We start from the raw sequence: 16,681 nt of genomic DNA on the forward strand, positions 1-16,681 counted from the left end.
TTCGTTCATGTTCTTCCATGTCCAGTGATCTGATGCCCGGCCAGGTACTCGCGCGCGGTGTTTGCCGCCATCTCCTGTCGCACGGGTTCGCGACGGTCGAGGAACTTGTGCCCGCGCCGGGCCTCAGGGTCGATGTCATGGCGCTCGGGCCGAAGGGCGAGGTCTGGATCGTCGAATGCAAATCCTCGCGCACCGACTTTGTGAGCGATCGCAAGTGGCACAGTTACCTCGAATGGGCGGACCGGTTCTTCTGGGCGGTGGACGCCGATTTCCCGGTCGATCTGCTGCCCGAAGGGGCGGGCCTGATCATCGCCGATGGCTATGATGCCGAAATACTGCGCCTTAGCCCCGAGGCGCCGCTGCCGGGGGCGCGACGCAAGGTGATGCTTATGAAATTCGCGCGCCATGCCGCGTTGAGACTGCAATCCTATCGCGACCCGGGCGTGACGGCGCAGGGAATTATCGCCGTCTAGGCTTGCCCTTCCCAGACCCGCCTGCGCGCATCTCCCGCGCCGCTTCGGCGGCCGCGCGCAGCTCCTCGGCGATTTCCTCTGCCTCCTCGGGATCGAAGTCGAGCGGCAGCTCGAACCCCTCCGCCTCGACATAGATGCGCACCATTCCCTGATCGGTCGGACCGATCTGCAGATTGGCGGCGATATCGCTTTCCTTGTTGATGCCCATCTCGGCCTCCGGATGTTCAGTTTCGGTTCTGGCGGAAGCGCGAAGAAAATCCAAGCCTTAACCGCCGATCGCCGTTTCCCGGCGGTGCGGTCGTCCGCCTGCCTGTGGATAAGTGCTCTGGCGAAAGCTTGCGCCGCGCGGGCACTGCGGTCGTACATGGGAAGGCGGCACAGGATCTGCTCCGTGATCGTGACGAATCATGCGAAATGGCCGCGTTGTGCCAGGCGGAACTCGGCGCCTGGCACTCTGTCGCAGGTCGGATCGCGACCTGACGAACAAAGCAGGAAGGACATCGGGATGTTGGACAGTGCAAGACGCGTCATCGCAACCCTGACGGAGCCCGGAATCGGTCTTCTGGCGCGGGCCATCGTGGCCTCGCTTCTGATCGACGCGTTCGGCCAGCAGACGCCGGTCGCCCTCGCCATCGTCTTCGTCCTCGGCCCCGGCCTCGACCTGCGTCGACGCATCAACCGGCAGGCACCGGTCGCTTGCGGCACGCCGATTTTCCGGTTGACCCTTTCCGCCAAACGCCCTAATCCCACGCCCGAGTGCCGCCTTAGCTCAGTTGGTTAGAGCACCAGATTGTGGATCTGGGGGTCCCCCGTTCGAGCCGGGGAGGCGGTACCATGACGCCCCTTGAGAAAGCAGCACCGGCATTGGGTGGCGGGCGCGCCCGCGCTCCGACAATTTTCGCCCCGCCGGACAGCCTGGCATTCACCGGAAGCCGGATCCGGCGCCCGTCGCGCCGCGATATTGCCGAATTGCACCGTCTGCCAGACCGTGGCGCGGGTCATCCATGGTGGCGATCTGGCGGGTGAGTGCGCGCTTCCTGCGGAAGGCACGCCGCGCGGGTCTCGGCGGAGACGACCGGGGAAAAGCCGTTTTAAATCAACATATTGGATGGTGGCGGAGAGGGTGGGATTCGAACCCACGGTGGGCTTGCACCCACAACGGTTTTCGAGACCGCCCCGATCGACCACTCCGGCACCTCTCCGCACTTCGGGGGTCGTCTGGGGGCGGGGTTTAGCCGGGGTTGCGGGCCTCTGCAACAGCAAAATGTGGCGCCGACCGCCGGACAGGGGGCGACAAGGCGCCGACCGCGCGGGCGGCGCTTATTGGCACCGGCAGTGACACAGGATAGGCTTTGGCAGCGCAGGTTCTGGCAGGTAGGGCAGATGCGGTTCGTCGCACTGATTTTTCTCGTCGCGGTTTTCCTTGGTGGCATGGCGCCCCGGCCCGGGCTGGCCGAGGCGGCGCGGGTCTCGGGCATCGACGCCGTTGCGAGCGCGCTTGAGGATGCGATGCTCCTGCCCGAGCTTCTCGACGTGATGGCGCGCGAGGGCGCGGCCTACGGTGGCGATCTGGACCGGCAGTTCCTGCAGGGCAGTGGCGGGGCCTCCTGGCAGGCGGAAGTCGAGCGGATCTATGCGCCTGAACGCCTCGGTCCGCTCTTTCATGCGGCCTTCGCGGCGGAGCTCGACCATATCGGGGTCGATACCCGGCCGATTCTCGCCTTCCTCGGTTCCGACCTTGGCCAGAAGATCATGCGCCTCGAGCTGTCGGCCCGCGACGCGCTTCTGGACGACGGCATCGAGGAGGGCGCGCGCGCCATGGCCGCGCGGCTCGAGATCGAGGGCGACGGGCGCTACAAGACACTGCGCCGGTTCGTCGATGCCAACCATCTGGTCGACATGAATGTCTCGAGCGCGCTCAATGCCAATGTTGCCTTCCTCAAGGCGCTCTCGGCATCGGGGGGTGCGAACACGGCGCTGCCCGACGACGAGATCCTCGCCCGGGTCTGGGCGCAGGAGGGCGAAGTGCGCGGCGAGACCGACGCCTGGCTTCTGGCCTTCGGCACGCTGGCCTACGGACCGCTCCCGGACGCGGAACTCGACCTCTATCTGGCATTTTCCGAGACTGCGGAGGGCGTTGCGCTGAACCGGGCGCTCTTTGCGGCCTATGACCGGATGTTCGTCACCGTCTCGGGCGACCTGGGCGGCGCGGTCGGCCGCTGGATGGTCGGGACCAACCTGTGAAAGCGCCGCGCCATGCCGCCGAAACCGGTCCGGTCCGGCGCCGGAAGCTGTTCTACATTCCGGGCTACGACCCTTTTCCGCCGCGCCGCTACCGGGAGCTTTATCGCAGCCAGGCGGCGCTGCAGGCCGAGCTTTCCGGTCACGATATCGCGCTCGCGCCGAAGGCGGGCGGTGGCTATGGCTGGCTGATCGAGGCCGAGGTCGAGGGCCGCGATGTGTCGGCAGAGGTCGAGGTTCTGGTCTGGTCCGACCTCGTGAAGGCCTCGATGGGGCAGGGGATCGTCGAGACCTATCGCCAGCTTTTCCGCACCTCCTGGCTGTATGTCGGCTCCGGCGCGCTGCGGCGGCTGATGCGGTTGCGGAAAGGGCCGATGATCGCGGCGCTTTATCCGATCGCCGCGCTGATCCTGCAACTCCTGGCGGCGCTCGCCGTGGGCCTTGCGGCGGCGCACTTTCTGCCGGTCGGCGGGCTGCCGGGCGGCCTTCTTGGACTGATCATTGTCGCGGGCAGCGTCTGGGGCGGGCTCTGGCTCTTCCGTCGCCATGACCGGCGCATTTACGCCTGGTACCTCATGCATGACTATGCGTTCACCACGGTCGAGGACGGCGCCTATCCGGCGGCGCTCGAGGCGCGGATCGCCGATTTCCGCACCCGGATCGCCGCCGATCTGGCGCGCGACTGGGACGAGGTGCTGGTCGTCGGCCATTCCTCGGGCGCGTATCTGGCGATCTCGATCCTCGCCGACCTGATCCGGCGAGAGCCCGTTCAACCCGACGGACCGGCGCTGTCGCTTCTGACCCTCGGGCAGGTGGTGCCGATGGTCAGCTTCCTGCCCGGGGCGGGGCGGCTGCGAGAGGATCTGGCCTATCTCTCCGAACGACCGGAACTGGCCTGGGTCGATGTGACGGCGCCGGGCGATGGCTGTGCCTTCGCGCTGTGCGATCCGGTGGCGGTCTCGGGCATGGCCGGACCGGCGCAGCGCTGGCCGCTGGTCCTGTCGGCGGCCTTCAGCCGCACGCTGTCGCCCGTGCGCTGGCAGCGGCTGAAACGGCGCTATTTCCGTCTGCATTTCCAGTATCTTTGCGCCTTCGACAATCTGACGGGCGCGCCGGACGAGTATGACTACTTCGCGGTGACGGCGGGCCCGAAGACCCTGTGGCAGCGCTTCGGCGGGCGGGCGCCGTCGAAAAGCCGGGTCGTTGAACCGCAAAATCCCTATGGAGCGTTCCGGTGAGCGGTCACAACCCCGCGCCAAAGCCCGAGCCGCGTGCGGGTCGCGTCTCGCTCTGGCGTTACCTGCGACTGTTCCGGCAGGATATCCTCTCGGCCCAGCCCGCGCGGCTTTACCGCGCCTGGATGGCGGAATTCCGCACGCCCTTCTTCCGCTCCTACCTCTGCAACCATCCCGACCTGATCGACCTTGTGCTGAAGGAACGTCCCGCCGATTTCCCGAAATCCGACCGTATCCGCGAAGGGCTGGCGCCGCTTCTCGGCCGCTCGGTCTTCGTCACCAACGGCGCCGAATGGCAGGCGCAGCGCCGCATCATCGACCCGGCGTTCGAGGGCGGGCGTCTGCGCGAGATATTTCCGGCAATGCTGGCCGCCGCCGAGGCGGCCTCCGCCCGGCTCGTCCCCCATGAGGGCCAGGTGGTCGAGGTCGAGGAGGCGATGAGCCATGCCGCCGCCGACATCATCTTCCGGACGCTCTTCTCGATCCCGATCGAGGATGAGACGGCGGCGGCGGTCTTTGCCGCCTTCCGCCGCTATCAGCGCACCCAGCCGCTGCTGAACCTCGGCGCCTTCCTGCCCCTGCCGCGCTGGCTGCCGCGCTTTCACCGGCGCAGCACCCGCCGCGCGGCGCGGGATATCCGGGCCCTGATCACCCGGCTGACGGAACAGCGGATGGCCGCGATCCGCGCGGGCAGCGCGCCCGACGATCTGGCGACCAAGATCATGACGACAGCAGACCCCGAGACCGGGGCATGTTTCAGCACCGAAGAGATGGTCGATCAGGTGGCGATCTTCTTCCTTGCCGGGCACGAAACCTCGGCCTCGGCTCTTGCCTGGGCGCTCTATCTGATCGCTGCCCATCCAGAGTTGCAGGACCGCGCGGCAGCGGAAGCGGCGGGTCTGCCGGACCTGCCCGGCTTCTCCGACATCGCCGGGCTGACCATCCTGCGCGATGTGTTCCGCGAGACGCTCAGGCTTTATCCGCCGGTGCCGATGATGGTGCGCGAGAACCGCTGTCCGGTCGATCTTCGGGGCAGGGCGGTCCGGCCCGGCGCACAGATCGTTCTGTCGCCCTGGCATGTGCACAGGCACGAGCGGCTTTGGCACGATCCTGACATATTCGACCCGGACCGGTGGCGGCGGGAGGATGGCCGAACTTCGGCGCGCGACGCCTATTTTCCTTTTTCGGCAGGGCCCCGCGTCTGCCCGGGCGCGGGCTTTGCCATGATCGAAGGTCCGCTTGTTCTGGCGATTCTCCTCAGATCCTGGCGATTCGCGGTCGAAAAAGCGGACATTCCCGCCCCGATTGCATTTTTGACGGTTCGATCCCGATCCGGCATCAGACTGTTTCTGGGTCGTCGGCAATAACCGGCCACCGCTCTGAGGGACCTGACGTCATATTCGCATGACTCCGGTTGACCCAGATTTCGCCGCAATTTAGCCACAGCTCTCACCCGTCATTCACTCACCGGTCTGCTTGTTATTGCTGGGGTGCAACAAATGAAGCTGTCCATAGCGTCTCGCCATCAGGGCGAGGGCAATATGTCGCCGCTGGGCTGGTTGCGTATTGCCGTCCCGACCTGGTCGCTGCGCGGCGCGGCCTTCCGTCATCAGCACGCGGATGGCGGGCTGTCGCGCGAAGAACTGCAGGCGCTGTTCCGCAAGGATCTGCGCGCGCCTGTCCTGATGCCGCGCAAGGGAAAGGCCGACTGACCGGCCGATCAAGCCCAAGTCGAGGCGACGCCGCTACCCTGCGGGCTGGCGCAGTCAGGCTGCACGCGCGCCTTCCCCAGCTTTCCTGACCTTGAGCCCTCAGCCGCGCCGACGCGCGCCGCGCTCGCGCCGCTCCGCGCCTGAAGGCTCGCCCGTGCCGTCCGAGGCGGACGAGAAGGCGCCGAGCTTCGACGCGATCTCGTCGAGCGTCGGGCGGGGGCCGCGCGGGTGGCTTTCGAGCGCGGCGCGCATCGAGCGCAGATGGTCGGGCATCGTGCCGCAGCAGCCGCCGATGATCGTGGCACCTGCATCGCGCGCCAGAACCGCATATTCGCCCATCAGTTCCGGCGTGCCGTCATAATGGATATGGCCGTCGTGATATTTGGGAATGCCCGCATTGCCCTTGGCGATGACCGGCAGTTCCGGGCCGGCCGCCATGAAACCCATGACGGTGCGCATCAGGTCAGACGCGCCGACGCCGCAATTGGCACCGAAGGCAAGCGGCGGGTTCGGCAGGTTCGCGACCAGCGCCACCATCTGCGCCGAGGTGAAGCCCATCATCGTGCGGCCCGCCGTGTCGAAGCTCATCGTGCCGCACCAGGGCATGCCCGCCAGCGCGCAGGCCTCGGCTGCCGCACGGAATTCCTCGGGGGCAGAGATGGTCTCGACCCACAGGACATCGGCCCCGCCCTCTTTCAAACCTTCCGCCTGTTCATGAAAAACCTCGACCGCCGTGGCGTGGGTCAGACTACCCATCGGCTCCATGATCTCGCCCGTCGGGCCGATGGAACCTGCGACGACGACCGGGCGGCCCGCCGCATCGGCGATCTCGCGGCCAAGGCTGGCGCCGACGCGGTTCAGTTCGCGCACGCGGCCTTGCGCATTATGCAGCTTCAGCCGCGCGGCATTGCCGCCGAACGTATTGGTCAGGAAGAGGTCCGACCCGGCCTCGACCGCATTGCGGTAAAGCGCGCGGATATTGTCGGGCCGGTCGGTGTTCCACAGTTCCGGGGGCTCGCCCGCCTCAAGCCCCATGTTGAAGAGGTTCGTGCCCGTCGCGCCATCGGCCAGAAGCCAGTCGCGGTCGGCAAGAAGGCGGGAAAGGGTATTGGTCATCGCAGGTCCTGACAGGCAAGAATGGCTTTGGGGTCACGCTGCCCCGCCCTCATCCTCTGCCACGCCGGTCAGGAAACATCAAACCCAAGTTTTTCAACATGACCATGAGCGCGCCGCAAGCCGCGGTCTTGCCGGATGTCGGGCAGAGGCGGCGGGTGGCGCACGGCACAGGCGATTTCGATGGCGGCCAGTGGAAGCGAGGCGGGGCGCGGCGTCGCGAGGTAAAGCCGGGTGCGCTGCGGCGCGAAACCCGCCTTGAACTGCCTGAGGCCGCCGACGCCCGCGCGCTGAAGCACCCGGTCCGCCAGCCAGCCCGCAAGCCCCGGAAGACCACCACGCGGCAGCGCGCAGGCGGCGAGCGACAGGCGCGGCAGGCCGAGCGTCGCCGCTTCCTCAAGGCCAGCGACGATCAGGGTTTGCATCGTGCCGTCGGGCGTGCCCGCGCGCTGGCGCATGAGGTCGAGCACCCATTCCGCCTGTCCGGCATGGAAGCTGGCGAAGGCGATCAGCCTGCCGTCCTGCCAGGCAAGATAAAGCCGATGGCCTGACAGGTAGGCGGGCGCGAAGCGACCCATGGAAAAGCCGCGCTCCCCGCCATGCCGAAGGCTCCAGTCCCGGTTCACCTCCTCCATCGCCGTGAAAGGCAGCCCGGCGGGGTCGTCCGGCCGGTGGCGGGTGACGGTGACGCCCGCCTCTGCCGCATGGCGAAGCTTGCGGCGCAGCGTGGCGCGCGCGCTGCCCGTGGTGGTGAAGCTGCGGGGGCAAAGCCAATGGTCCTCGGCGACCGGCGCGACGGCCCAGCCCTCGGCCCGTGCCGCCGCCGCCGTGCGCGGCCCGACCTTGTAAAGGCAGGGGGCCAGCCCGGCCCGTCGCGCCTCGGCGGCAAGCGCGGGCAGCAGGCGCGGGCAGGCGCCCGCCCCGCCTGACGGGTCGAGAAGCGCCACGAGCCGCTGGCCCGCGCGGGCAGTCAGCCAGAAATCGCGGTGCCGCGCGCCCTGCAGGATCCGGTGGGTGCCCTGATGGCAAAGGCCATATTCGGCGCTTGGCGCCAGCACCAGTGCTTCGGGCAGGACCTCTGCCCCGGGGTTGGGATAGAAGGACGGCACCGTCCCGCCTGAAGACGGGGACGCGGACGGGACGGTGCCGCCGGCTGCGCCGGAACGCGGGTGCCCCAGCGCGGCCAGTGCCACGATCGCGGCGGCGACGGCGGCAGGAAGGGCGAAATAGACGGTGCGATAGCAGATGAGCGCGGTGGCCAAGAGATCGAGCGGCAGGCCGGGCAGAAGCGTTGCCAACACCACCTCGAACGGCCCGACGCCGCCCGGCGTGCCGAACATCAGCCCGACACCAAGCGCCAGAAGGAAGGCGGGCAGGAAATGCGGCAGATCGGGCGCCAGATCGGGCGGCAGGAACACATAGAGCGCGGCGGCGGCCCCGAGGCAGTCGATGAGCGTCAGGACCAGGATGCGCACCATCATGCGCAGGGGCGGCATTTCGAACAGGCGCCGCTTCAGCCGGACATGGGGGACGAAACCGGTGCGCACGGCGGCAATCAGGGCAAGGATGACAATGACCAGCGCGGCCATGCTCAGCCCCGCCGCATGTGGAGCGTCAGCAGGCCACAGACATGCGAAGGCAAGTGCCGTCAGGATCGACCAGGCCGCGAGGAAACTCGCCGTGACCGCGATGGTCAGCCGGATCGAAGCGGCAAGCGAGAGGCTCGGCACCAGATGGAACCGCATGAGGCTGCCGGTCAAAAGGCCGAAGCCCGCAGTCTGGCTGATGGCGATCGCCGCCATGCCCGACCTGACGGCCTGAGGGTCCGCCACGCCGGTCGCGAGCCAGCGGTGAAGCTGGGCATCATACTGGCCGATGGCGCGGTAGCTGGCATAAGTCGCCGCCGCGGCGATCAACCATTGCGGCAGCGATATCTCCCACACGGCGGCGGTGACCGAATGCCAGTCGATGGCCGTCAGATGGTCGCGGAAAGCCAGCACGATCAGCGCCGCAAGCGCCAGAAGCGGCACTTGTCGGATCAGCGCCCGACGCAGGAGCGATGGCGTCCCTGTCGCCGCCTCGGCAAGACCGCCGACCGCAATCGCCTTCTGAAAATCCCGCATTCCGACACCCTGCCTTCCACCGATCCCGGCGATCAGCTAACGCCGGGCAGGGTTGTCGGGGGCTTAACGCGGGCAGGGGGGCGGGGCAGGAAAACGCCGGGCTTTTTAGCGATCGAAACGAAAACGCGCGAGCCTGTGGCCCGCGCGTTGCTGTCTGTGCACCCAATCGGGCCGGATCAGCTTTCGGTCATGATCTGGCGCTTCGCCTCGGCGTCGAAAGCCGCCAACTTGGCGCGGATCGCCGCCTCGTCGGCCTTGGCGCCCAGATCGGCGGCAAGCTTGCGCACGACATCCTCGTCGCCCGCCTCTTCCATGTCGGCGATCACCACCGACTTGGCGTAGGTGTCCGCATCGGCGCCGCTCTTGCCCAGAAGACCGGCCGCCCAGAGACCGGCAAGCTTGTTGCGCCGCGCGGCCACCTTGAACCTCAGTTCCTCGTCATGGGCGAACTTGTTCTCGAAAGCATTCTCGCGTTCGTCGAAAGTGGTCATCGGCCAGGCCTCTCTATCAGAAATCCCTTCTGATATGCACGTCCGGGCCTGCGCCCGCAAGAGGCAGCTGGCCCGATGGCGATGCGCTGTCTGATCGCATTCCCGCATCCGTCAGGGCAGGATCGCGACGGGCGACAGGCAAAGGCCTGCCCGGGCTCCGGCAGATATCTGCCCGGAGTTTTGCGCGCCGCGAGCGGCAATGTTTGCGCCCGGTCGCGCACGCCCGCTAGCAAACCGCATCTGCCGCGCCGCTGCGTCCGTTCGGATCAACCATGGCAGCGCGGACCAACCAGGGAGGATCGAATGCTCAATCTCAAAGCCCGGGTCGGCGCGCTGATCGCGGCGGTGACGCTTGCCGCGCCGGTGACGGCACAGGCCGACGACTTCATCAATATCCTGACCGGCGGCACGTCGGGCGTCTATTATCCGCTCGGCGTCGGCCTGTCGAAGATCTATGCCGACAATATCCCCGGCGCACGCACGCAGGTGCAATCGACCAAGGCCTCGGTCGAGAACCTGAACCTTCTGCAGCAGGGCAAGGGCGAACTCGCGCTGGCGCTCGGCGACAGCGTGAAGATGGCCTGGGAAGGCAATGCCGACGCGGGCTTCAAGGAGCCATTGACGAAGCTGCGCGGCATTGCGGCGGTCTATCCGAACTATATCCAGATCGTCGCGACGAAGGACTCGGGCATCACCTCGCTCGACGGCCTGAAGGGCAAGAGCCTTTCCGTCGGCGCCGCGAAGTCCGGTACCGAGCTGAACGCCCGCGCGATCTTCGGCGCGGCGGGGATGAGCTATGAAGATCTCGGCAAGACCGAATATCTGCCCTTCGCGGAATCGGTCGAGTTGATCAAGAACCGCCAGCTGGACGCGACGCTGCAATCGGCGGGCCTGGGCGTTGCCTCGATCAAGGATCTGTCGACGTCTCTCGACATCCAGATGGTCGCCGTACCCGAAGACATCGCCGCCAGCCTTGGCGCGCCTTATGTCGCCGCGACGATCCCGGCGGGGACCTATCAGGGTCAGGATGCCGATGTCCCGACCGTGGCCGTCATCAACTTTCTGGTAACACATGACGATGTGTCGGAGGAAACCGCCTACCAGATGACCAAGCTTCTGTTCGAAAACCTCGGCGAGCTGGAAGCCGCCCACAAGGCCGCCGCGCAGATCAAGCTGGAGAATGCGCTGAAGGGCATGCCGATCCCTTTGCACCCGGGCGCGGAGCGTTTCTACAAGGAAGCGGGCCTGATGTAATCTCATGCCCCCGGGCGGCCCGTCCGCCCGGGGGGTTCGGCTTTCCGGGGAGGGGAAATCCGCAATGGCCCAGCCAGATCACGACCTACCAAAGGACGCCCCTGATCTGGGGCTTCATGATCCCTTGGCTGAAAGCTTTCCGGCGACTTCGGAGGGCCGGGCGCTCTTCTGGATTGCGGTTCTTTTCTCTGTCTTCCAGATCGCCACGGCCGCACATTTGGTGGATCTGTCCAGCCAGATTGTCCGGGCTTTCCATGTGGGCTTCCTGACGCTTCTGGGCTTTCCGCTCCTTGCTGCGCTGAAACGGAAATCGCCGCCATTCAAGGCAATTGCCTGGGCGTTGGCGCTGGCCGGCATCGTCGTCGCGATTTATCAGTGGTGGGAATTCACGCCGCTGATCCTGCGGGCCGGCGATCCGCTGCCGCGCGACATTGCCGTTGGCATCATCGCATTGATCACCGTCTTTGCCGCTGCCTGGTGGCTGATGGGTCCGGCGCTGCCGGTCATCGCGGGCACCTTCCTTGCCTACTGCCTCTGGGGGCAGCATCTGCCATCGCCACTGAACCACCGAGGCTATGACTTCAGCCAGGTCATCGACCACATGGCCTATGGAACCGAAGGCATCTACGGCATCCCGACCTATGTCTCCTCGTCCTATATCTTTCTCTTCATCCTTTTCGGCTCGTTCCTCGAACGCGCCGGGATGATCCGGCTCTTCACCGATGTCTCGCTCGGCCTTGTCGGCCACAAGCAGGGCGGCGCCGCCAAGGTCGCGGTCTTTTCCTCGGGCCTGATGGGCACGATCTCGGGCTCGGGCGTCGCCAATGTCGTGACCACCGGCCAGTTCACCATCCCGCTGATGAAAAGCTTCGGCTACCGCCCGGCCTTCGCGGGGGGCGTCGAATCCACCGCCTCGATGGGCGGGCAGCTCATGCCCCCCGTGATGGGCGCCGTCGCCTTCATCATGGCCGAGACCTTGGGCGTCGAATATGTCGAGGTCGTCAAGGCCGCCCTCATCCCCGCGATCCTCTATTTCGCCTCGGCCTTCTGGATGGTGCATCTTGAGGCCGGGCGTCACGGACTGAAAGGCATGGCGAAGGCCGATCTGCCGTCGCCTGCGAAGGCCTTGAGAGAGAACTGGCATCTGATCCTGCCGCTGGCCGTCCTTGTCTATCTCTTGTTTTCCGGGTTCACGCCCCTTTTCGCGGGCACCATCGGTCTGGCGCTGACCGTGATGCTGATCCTCGGCGGCTCCATCGCCCTCGGCCTGCCCGAGGGCGTCATCCGCCGCCAGCGAGGCCCGGGCCGCGACGCTGCCGGAACGGGTCGCGGCCTTCGAGGCGCGGGAAATCCACGCCGCACTGGTGAAATGCCGGGGCAATAGGGAACGTGCGGCAACCCTGCTCGGGCTGCCGCGCCGGACGCTGAACGACAAGATCAAGCGGTTCGGCCTGACACCCTGAGGCGCCGGACCGATCTGATCAACCGTCGATGCGGATGCGTTCGTTCCTGGGGTCGAACGGGCTGTCGACAGTCACTTCCGCGTTCCAAAGCTCGCGCAGCATGCGGACCTTCAGCTTGGTGCCGGGTTCAGCCAGATGGACCGGCACATAGCCCATGCCGATCTGCTTGCCGAAAGCCACCGAATAGCCGCCCGAAGTCAGGCGCCCTACCTTCTTGCCGTCATGCAAGAGCGCCTCCTTGCCCCAGGGGTCGGCATCCGAAGGCCCGTCGATCAGAACGGTGACGCACATGAAGCGCGTGCCCTTCTTCTCCATCTCCGCCTTGCCGCGGAACTCCTTGGACATGTCGACGAAGCGCGGCAGACCCGCCTCCAAGGGCGTCGCGTCGCGGCCGAGTTCGGAGCCGAAGGCGCGGTAGGACTTTTCCTGCCTGAGCCAGTTCTGCGCCCGCGCGCCCACGCCCTTCAGCCCGTGTTTTTCACCCACCGACCAGATCAGATCCCACAGATAGCGGCCGAATTCGATCGGGTAGTGCAGTTCCCAGCCGAGTTCGCCCGTGTAGGCCACGCGCACCGCGCGGACCGGGCACATGCCCAACTCGATGTCGCGGTAGCTGAGCCAGGGGAAGCGCTTGTTGGACAGAACCGTGTCGGGATCGGCATCCTTGACGATGTCCTTAAGCAAAGCCCGCGCATTCGGACCGGCCAGCGCGAACACGCCCCATTGGGTGGTGATGTCGTGGATGTCGAGATGGCCACCGCCCTGGCCCATGAAATCCTCGGCCGCCTTCATCAGGAAGTCGGCGTCATAGGCCGTCCAGGCACCCGCCGAGATCAGATAATATTCGTTCTCCTTCAACCGCACGATCGTATATTCGGTCCGCGTCGTGCCTGCCTCGGTCAGCGCATAGGTCAGGTTGATGCGGCCGACATTCGGCAGCTTGTTGCAGGTCAGGTGGTCAAGGAACGCGGTCGCGCCCGGGCCACGGACCAGATGCTTGGTGAAGGCAGAGGCGTCGATGATGCCCACGGTATTGCGCACAGCCTCGGCTTCGGCCTTGGCATGGGGCCACCAGGCGCCGCGCCGGAACGAACGGCTGTCGTGGTCGAAGGACGCAGGCGCATCGACGGGGCCGTAATAGTTCGGCCGTTCCCAGCCGTTCACCTGACCCATCTGGGCGCCCATCGCCTTTTGGCGGTCATAGGCCGGGGCGGTGCGCAAGGGGCGGCAGGCTTCACGCTCCTCGTCCGGATGGTGCAGGATGAAGACGTGGTCGTAGCATTCCTCGTTCTTGCGCGCCGCATATTCGGTCGTCATCCAGTTGCCGTAGCGCTTGGGATCGAGGGACGCCATGTCGATCTCGGCCTCGCCCTCGGTCATCAGCTGGGCAAGGTAATGGCCCGTGCCGCCCGCCGCGGTGATCCCGAAAGAAAAGCCCTCGGCCAGCCACATGTTCCTCAGCCCCGGCGCGGGTCCGACCAGCGGGTTGCCGTCGGGCGTATAGCAGATCGGGCCGTTGAAATCGTCCTTCAGGCCCACGGTTTCCGACGAGGGGATGCGGTGGATGAAGGACATGTATTCCGCCTCGATCCGCTCGAGGTCCAGCGGGAAGAGGTCGGCCCGGAAACTGTCGGGCACCGCATATTCGAAACGGGCCGGGGCGCCCTTTTCGTAAGGGCCAAGGATCCAGCCGCCGCGTTCCTCGCGCACATACCATTTGGCGTCGGCATCGCGCAGGACCGGATGCTGTTCATGGGTCTTGCGATATTCGACCAGCATCGGGTCGGGCTCGGTGACGATATACTGATGCTCGACCGGAATCGCGGGGATCTTGATGCCCAGAAGCTTCGCCGTGCGCTGGGCGTGGTTGCCGGTCGCGGTGACGACATGCTCGGCGTGGATTTCGAACGTCTCCTCGCCCGGCAGCAGCATGCCGCCCTTCTCGGTCATGATATGGCCTTTGACGATCCATTCCGACCCGGTCCAGGTATAGCTGTCCACCTGGGCCTTCTGCACCACCTCGACCCCGCGCTGGCGGGCGCCCTTGGCCATCGCCTGGGTCACGTCGGCGGGGTTGATATAGCCGTCCTGCGGGTGATAGAGCGCGCCCACGAGGTCCTCGGTGCGCACCAGCGGCCAGCGCTCCTTGATCTCCTTCGGCGACAGGAATTCGTGATAGACGTCCGCCGTCTCGGCCACCGACGAATAGAGCATATATTCGTCCATCCGTTCCTGGCGCTGGGCCATGCGGAGGTTGCCCACCACATAGAAACCGGCGTTCAGCCCGGTCTCGGCCTCGAGCGTCTTGTAGAAGTCGACCGAATATTTGTGGATATGGGTCGTCGCATAGGACATGTTGAACAGGGGAAGCAGACCCGCCGCATGCCAGGTCGACCCCGAGGTCAGCGCGTCGCGCTCCAGAAGCATCGTATCCCATCCCGCCTTTGCGAGGTGATAGGCGATGCCGGTGCCCACGGCACCACCGCCGACGACAAGGGCTCTGACATGGGTTTTCATCGGGCCGACTCCTTCGGGGAATTCATTTGCGCCATATCTGACAGAGCCAGATTTTGGCGGAAAGGTCTGCCCGACATTCCGCGTCCGAAAACGACATTTGCAGATGTCGCATCCGTCTCCCGGATGGCAGGGAAAATCCTTCGTGAAGGATTTTCCGGCCCGTCGGCGCGCGGGGCTTCATGAAAAATCCGGCAGGAAGCCCGGCCTGGGGGCAGAAAATTCTTCGCGAAGAATTTTCTTTCGGGGCCGACGTGACGCTTGTTGCTCGCGACGGCCTCAGCCGCCCGAGGCGCTGCAGCGTTTGACCGCGCCCTGCATCGTGCAGTTGCCGCTGCCGAAGCTGCCGACTGCGGGCTTCGCGGGCGCCTGCTCTTCGGCGTCGGCGGTCTCTTCGGTCGCGCCCTTGCCGAACAGGCCGTTGACGATCGACAGGAAGCCGCCGCCCTTCGCTGTCTCCGCCGCAGCCTCCCCGGCCGGTGCTGCGGCAGGTTCCGCCGCGCCGCCGATCTGGTTCATCTGCGTGACCTCTGCGGCATATTCCGCCTCGGAAGGCAGCTTGCCCTTGTGGCGTTCGCTCACTTCCTTGGCCCAGTCGAGCAGCTTCTGGTTATTGTCGATCGCCTCCATGACCTGTGCCGCGCTGTCGGCGGCGACGCGGGCATCGGCCTCGGCCTTCTGCCTTTCCCATGGAATGGTGGGCGCGGCAGCACCGATCCCCTCGATCGGCGCGTCGAGAAGGAAGTTCAGCTGGTCGAAGTCGATCGCGCTCAGCACCTCGAAAATCGCCTCGTCGCGGGCGCGCGCGGTCACCGCGATGCGGATCTGGCTGTTCAGATTGGCCGAGAAGGCGCGGGTGACCGTTGCAGGGTCGGCATCTGGCGCCTCATCCTGCCCGAAATTCATCACACCGAAATCGCGGCGGAAGGTGACGCCCTGCACCACGGCGAAACCGGTCTTGCCGGACAGGGCCTCGATATTGCCGTTCACCAGCGACATGAAGGGCCCGCCCATCATCCCGCCCTGGCCGGCGGTGCGGTCATAATGGATCAGAACGGCGACACTTTCGCCATCCTTTTCATAAACATAGCTCTGGTCGGTGCGAAGCTTCTGCACCATCTTCCGATCCATCTCCATCAGGGCCGTCAGGGTCGGTTCGTCCTTCAGCTCGTCGGGCAGGGCGACATTTCTATCGGTGCCGAACAGGCGCTCGTCGGCCTCTCCCCAGACATGGCGGGCCCAGCCATCGGGGGCCTCGGGCAACAGCTCGCGCCGCTTCTGCTGCAAGAGCGCGCTGCGTTTGGCCTCATCCTCGATCGTGCGGCGATAGTCGAAATAGCGCGCGCTGATGCTCGTCATGTAGGCATCGGCGCCGAAAGCGTTCGGCGCCACTCCCGCCCGCTTCGCCTGGTTGACATAATCGACGCCCACGGTGCCCGCACCGACAAGGCAGACGAACGCGACAAGAAAGCCTTTTGACATAGCCGTTCCCCAGTTTCGGCGCGGGTGTAGGCGCTGAAATGGGCGGAAATTTGACGGTTGGACGACAAGTCGGAGTTTAGAGACAATCGTCGCGAGATCGCGGCGACCGCCACGGATTGACGAGCGGTTCACGCGCCGCTACTCGGGCGCATGCGCCGCCTTTTCCGCCCGCACGCCGCCCGGTTTCCTCGCCAGATCGCACTTCTGGCGATGCTCCTGTGGGTCTTGCTTCCGCCGGGGCTGATGCCGGTGACGGGCGCTGGCGGCTGGCCCGCCTTCGCGCTCTGCACGGGCGAGGGGCCGGTCATGATGGTTGCGGGCGCGGAGGGCGTTCCTGAACCGGCGCGCGATCCGGAGGGCAGCGGGCACGAGCGCCAGCCCTGTCCCTTCGCCGCCGCCGCGCATCTGGCGCTTGCCGCGCCCTTGTCGGGTCCGGCACCCGTTGCTCTCACCCTCGCCGGTCCGGTCGCGCCACCGGCAGAGGCGGGCATCGCACCCGCCCGCTACACACCGACACCGCCCTCGCGCGCACCGCCCGCTGTCTCCTGATCGCGAACCCGCCCTTCGGGGCCTTCGATCC

15 protein-coding genes, 2 tRNA genes and 1 pseudogene are annotated in these 16,681 nt (G+C 66.2%); 11 read left to right on the forward strand and 7 right to left on the reverse strand.

Features of this window, described 5'->3' with window-relative positions:
- Nucleotides 1-17 precede the first annotated feature (17 nt).
- Nucleotides 18-473, forward strand: a complete 456-nt coding sequence (locus P0645_RS01515) for an MmcB family DNA repair protein (protein WP_284162788.1) — start codon at nt 18-20, stop codon at nt 471-473.
- On the opposite strand, the gene P0645_RS01520 is transcribed toward P0645_RS01515, so the two are convergent.
- Nucleotides 460-681: a DUF6324 family protein gene (locus P0645_RS01520; protein WP_284162789.1), complete on the reverse strand. Its 222-nt coding sequence runs from the start codon at nt 679-681 to the stop codon at nt 460-462. The genes P0645_RS01515 and P0645_RS01520 overlap by 14 nt on opposite strands.
- A gap of 297 nt (nt 682-978) precedes the next feature.
- On the opposite strand from P0645_RS01520, the gene P0645_RS01525 reads away from it, so the two are divergent.
- Both P0645_RS01525 and P0645_RS01530 read left to right on the forward strand, forming a co-directional pair.
- Nucleotides 979-1,254, forward strand: a complete 276-nt coding sequence (locus P0645_RS01525; RefSeq protein ID WP_284162790.1) for a hypothetical protein — start codon at nt 979-981, stop codon at nt 1,252-1,254.
- Nucleotides 1,232-1,308 (forward strand) — tRNA-His (locus P0645_RS01530). The genes P0645_RS01525 and P0645_RS01530 overlap by 23 nt, the downstream gene beginning before the upstream one ends.
- A 277-nt stretch (nt 1,309-1,585) precedes the next feature.
- On the opposite strand, the gene P0645_RS01535 is transcribed toward P0645_RS01530, so the two are convergent.
- Nucleotides 1,586-1,675: transfer RNA gene (locus tag P0645_RS01535), tRNA-Ser, on the reverse strand.
- A gap of 181 nt (nt 1,676-1,856) precedes the next feature.
- Between P0645_RS01535 and P0645_RS01540 the strand changes: the two genes are divergently transcribed.
- From P0645_RS01540 to P0645_RS01555, 4 genes are all read left to right on the forward strand, one after another.
- The gene (locus P0645_RS01540) at nt 1,857-2,717 is read left to right on the forward strand and encodes a DUF2059 domain-containing protein (RefSeq protein WP_284162791.1); all 861 of its coding nucleotides are present in this window, start codon (nt 1,857-1,859) and stop codon (nt 2,715-2,717) included.
- Complete coding sequence (locus P0645_RS01545; RefSeq protein ID WP_284162792.1) at nt 2,714-3,952, forward strand: hypothetical protein; 1,239 nt, start codon at nt 2,714-2,716, stop codon at nt 3,950-3,952. Before P0645_RS01540 ends, P0645_RS01545 begins: the two co-directional genes overlap by 4 nt.
- A complete protein-coding gene (locus P0645_RS01550; RefSeq protein WP_284162793.1) occupies nt 3,949-5,316 on the forward strand; it encodes a cytochrome P450 in 1,368 nt (455 codons plus the stop codon). Before P0645_RS01545 ends, P0645_RS01550 begins: the two co-directional genes overlap by 4 nt.
- A 174-nt stretch (nt 5,317-5,490) precedes the next feature.
- Nucleotides 5,491-5,661 carry a hypothetical protein gene (locus P0645_RS01555; protein WP_284162794.1) on the forward strand — a complete coding sequence of 57 codons (171 nt, stop codon included), beginning with the start codon at nt 5,491-5,493 and terminating at the stop codon, nt 5,659-5,661.
- 99 nt (nt 5,662-5,760) lie between these two features.
- Here the strand turns inward: P0645_RS01555 and bmt are convergent, their stop codons facing one another.
- The 3 genes from bmt to P0645_RS01570 all read right to left on the reverse strand — a co-directional run bounded on the left by bmt (nt 5,761) and on the right by P0645_RS01570 (nt 9,388).
- A complete protein-coding gene (bmt, locus tag P0645_RS01560) occupies nt 5,761-6,777 on the reverse strand; it encodes a betaine--homocysteine S-methyltransferase (protein ID WP_284162795.1) in 1,017 nt (338 codons plus the stop codon).
- 68 nt (nt 6,778-6,845) lie between these two features.
- Entirely contained in the window at nt 6,846-8,897 is a 2,052-nt protein-coding gene (locus P0645_RS01565; RefSeq protein WP_284162796.1) for a phosphatidylglycerol lysyltransferase domain-containing protein, read from the reverse strand.
- A 176-nt stretch (nt 8,898-9,073) separates the two neighbouring features.
- The gene (locus tag P0645_RS01570) at nt 9,074-9,388 is read right to left on the reverse strand and encodes a DUF1476 domain-containing protein (RefSeq protein WP_284162797.1); all 315 of its coding nucleotides are present in this window, start codon (nt 9,386-9,388) and stop codon (nt 9,074-9,076) included.
- 303 nt (nt 9,389-9,691) lie between these two features.
- On the opposite strand from P0645_RS01570, the gene P0645_RS01575 reads away from it, so the two are divergent.
- The 3 genes and pseudogenes from P0645_RS01575 (at nt 9,692) to P0645_RS01585 (ending at nt 12,105) form a co-directional block, all read left to right on the forward strand.
- A complete protein-coding gene (locus P0645_RS01575) occupies nt 9,692-10,642 on the forward strand; it encodes a TAXI family TRAP transporter solute-binding subunit (protein WP_284162798.1) in 951 nt (316 codons plus the stop codon).
- 64 nt (nt 10,643-10,706) lie between these two features.
- Nucleotides 10,707-11,930: pseudogene (locus tag P0645_RS01580) on the forward strand (TRAP transporter permease); the annotation flags it as partial.
- Nucleotides 11,931-12,006: 76 nt separating this feature from the next.
- Nucleotides 12,007-12,105 (forward strand): helix-turn-helix domain-containing protein, encoded by a 99-nt coding sequence (locus P0645_RS01585; protein WP_284162799.1) that lies wholly within the window; start codon nt 12,007-12,009, stop codon nt 12,103-12,105.
- Between the two features lie 18 nt (nt 12,106-12,123).
- On the opposite strand, the gene P0645_RS01590 is transcribed toward P0645_RS01585, so the two are convergent.
- Nucleotides 12,124-14,622, reverse strand: a complete 2,499-nt coding sequence (locus P0645_RS01590) for a GcvT family protein (protein WP_284162800.1) — start codon at nt 14,620-14,622, stop codon at nt 12,124-12,126.
- A gap of 276 nt (nt 14,623-14,898) precedes the next feature.
- Nucleotides 14,899-16,101, reverse strand: a complete 1,203-nt coding sequence (locus P0645_RS01595; protein WP_284162801.1) for a hypothetical protein — start codon at nt 16,099-16,101, stop codon at nt 14,899-14,901.
- A gap of 150 nt (nt 16,102-16,251) precedes the next feature.
- Between P0645_RS01595 and P0645_RS01600 the strand changes: the two genes are divergently transcribed.
- Complete coding sequence (locus tag P0645_RS01600; protein ID WP_284162802.1) at nt 16,252-16,650, forward strand: DUF2946 family protein; 399 nt, start codon at nt 16,252-16,254, stop codon at nt 16,648-16,650.
- Nucleotides 16,651-16,681: the final 31 nt, after the last annotated feature.

Source organism: Frigidibacter sp. SD6-1 (assembly GCF_030143255.1).
Taxonomy (GTDB): Bacteria; Pseudomonadota; Alphaproteobacteria; order Rhodobacterales; family Rhodobacteraceae; genus TMP-24.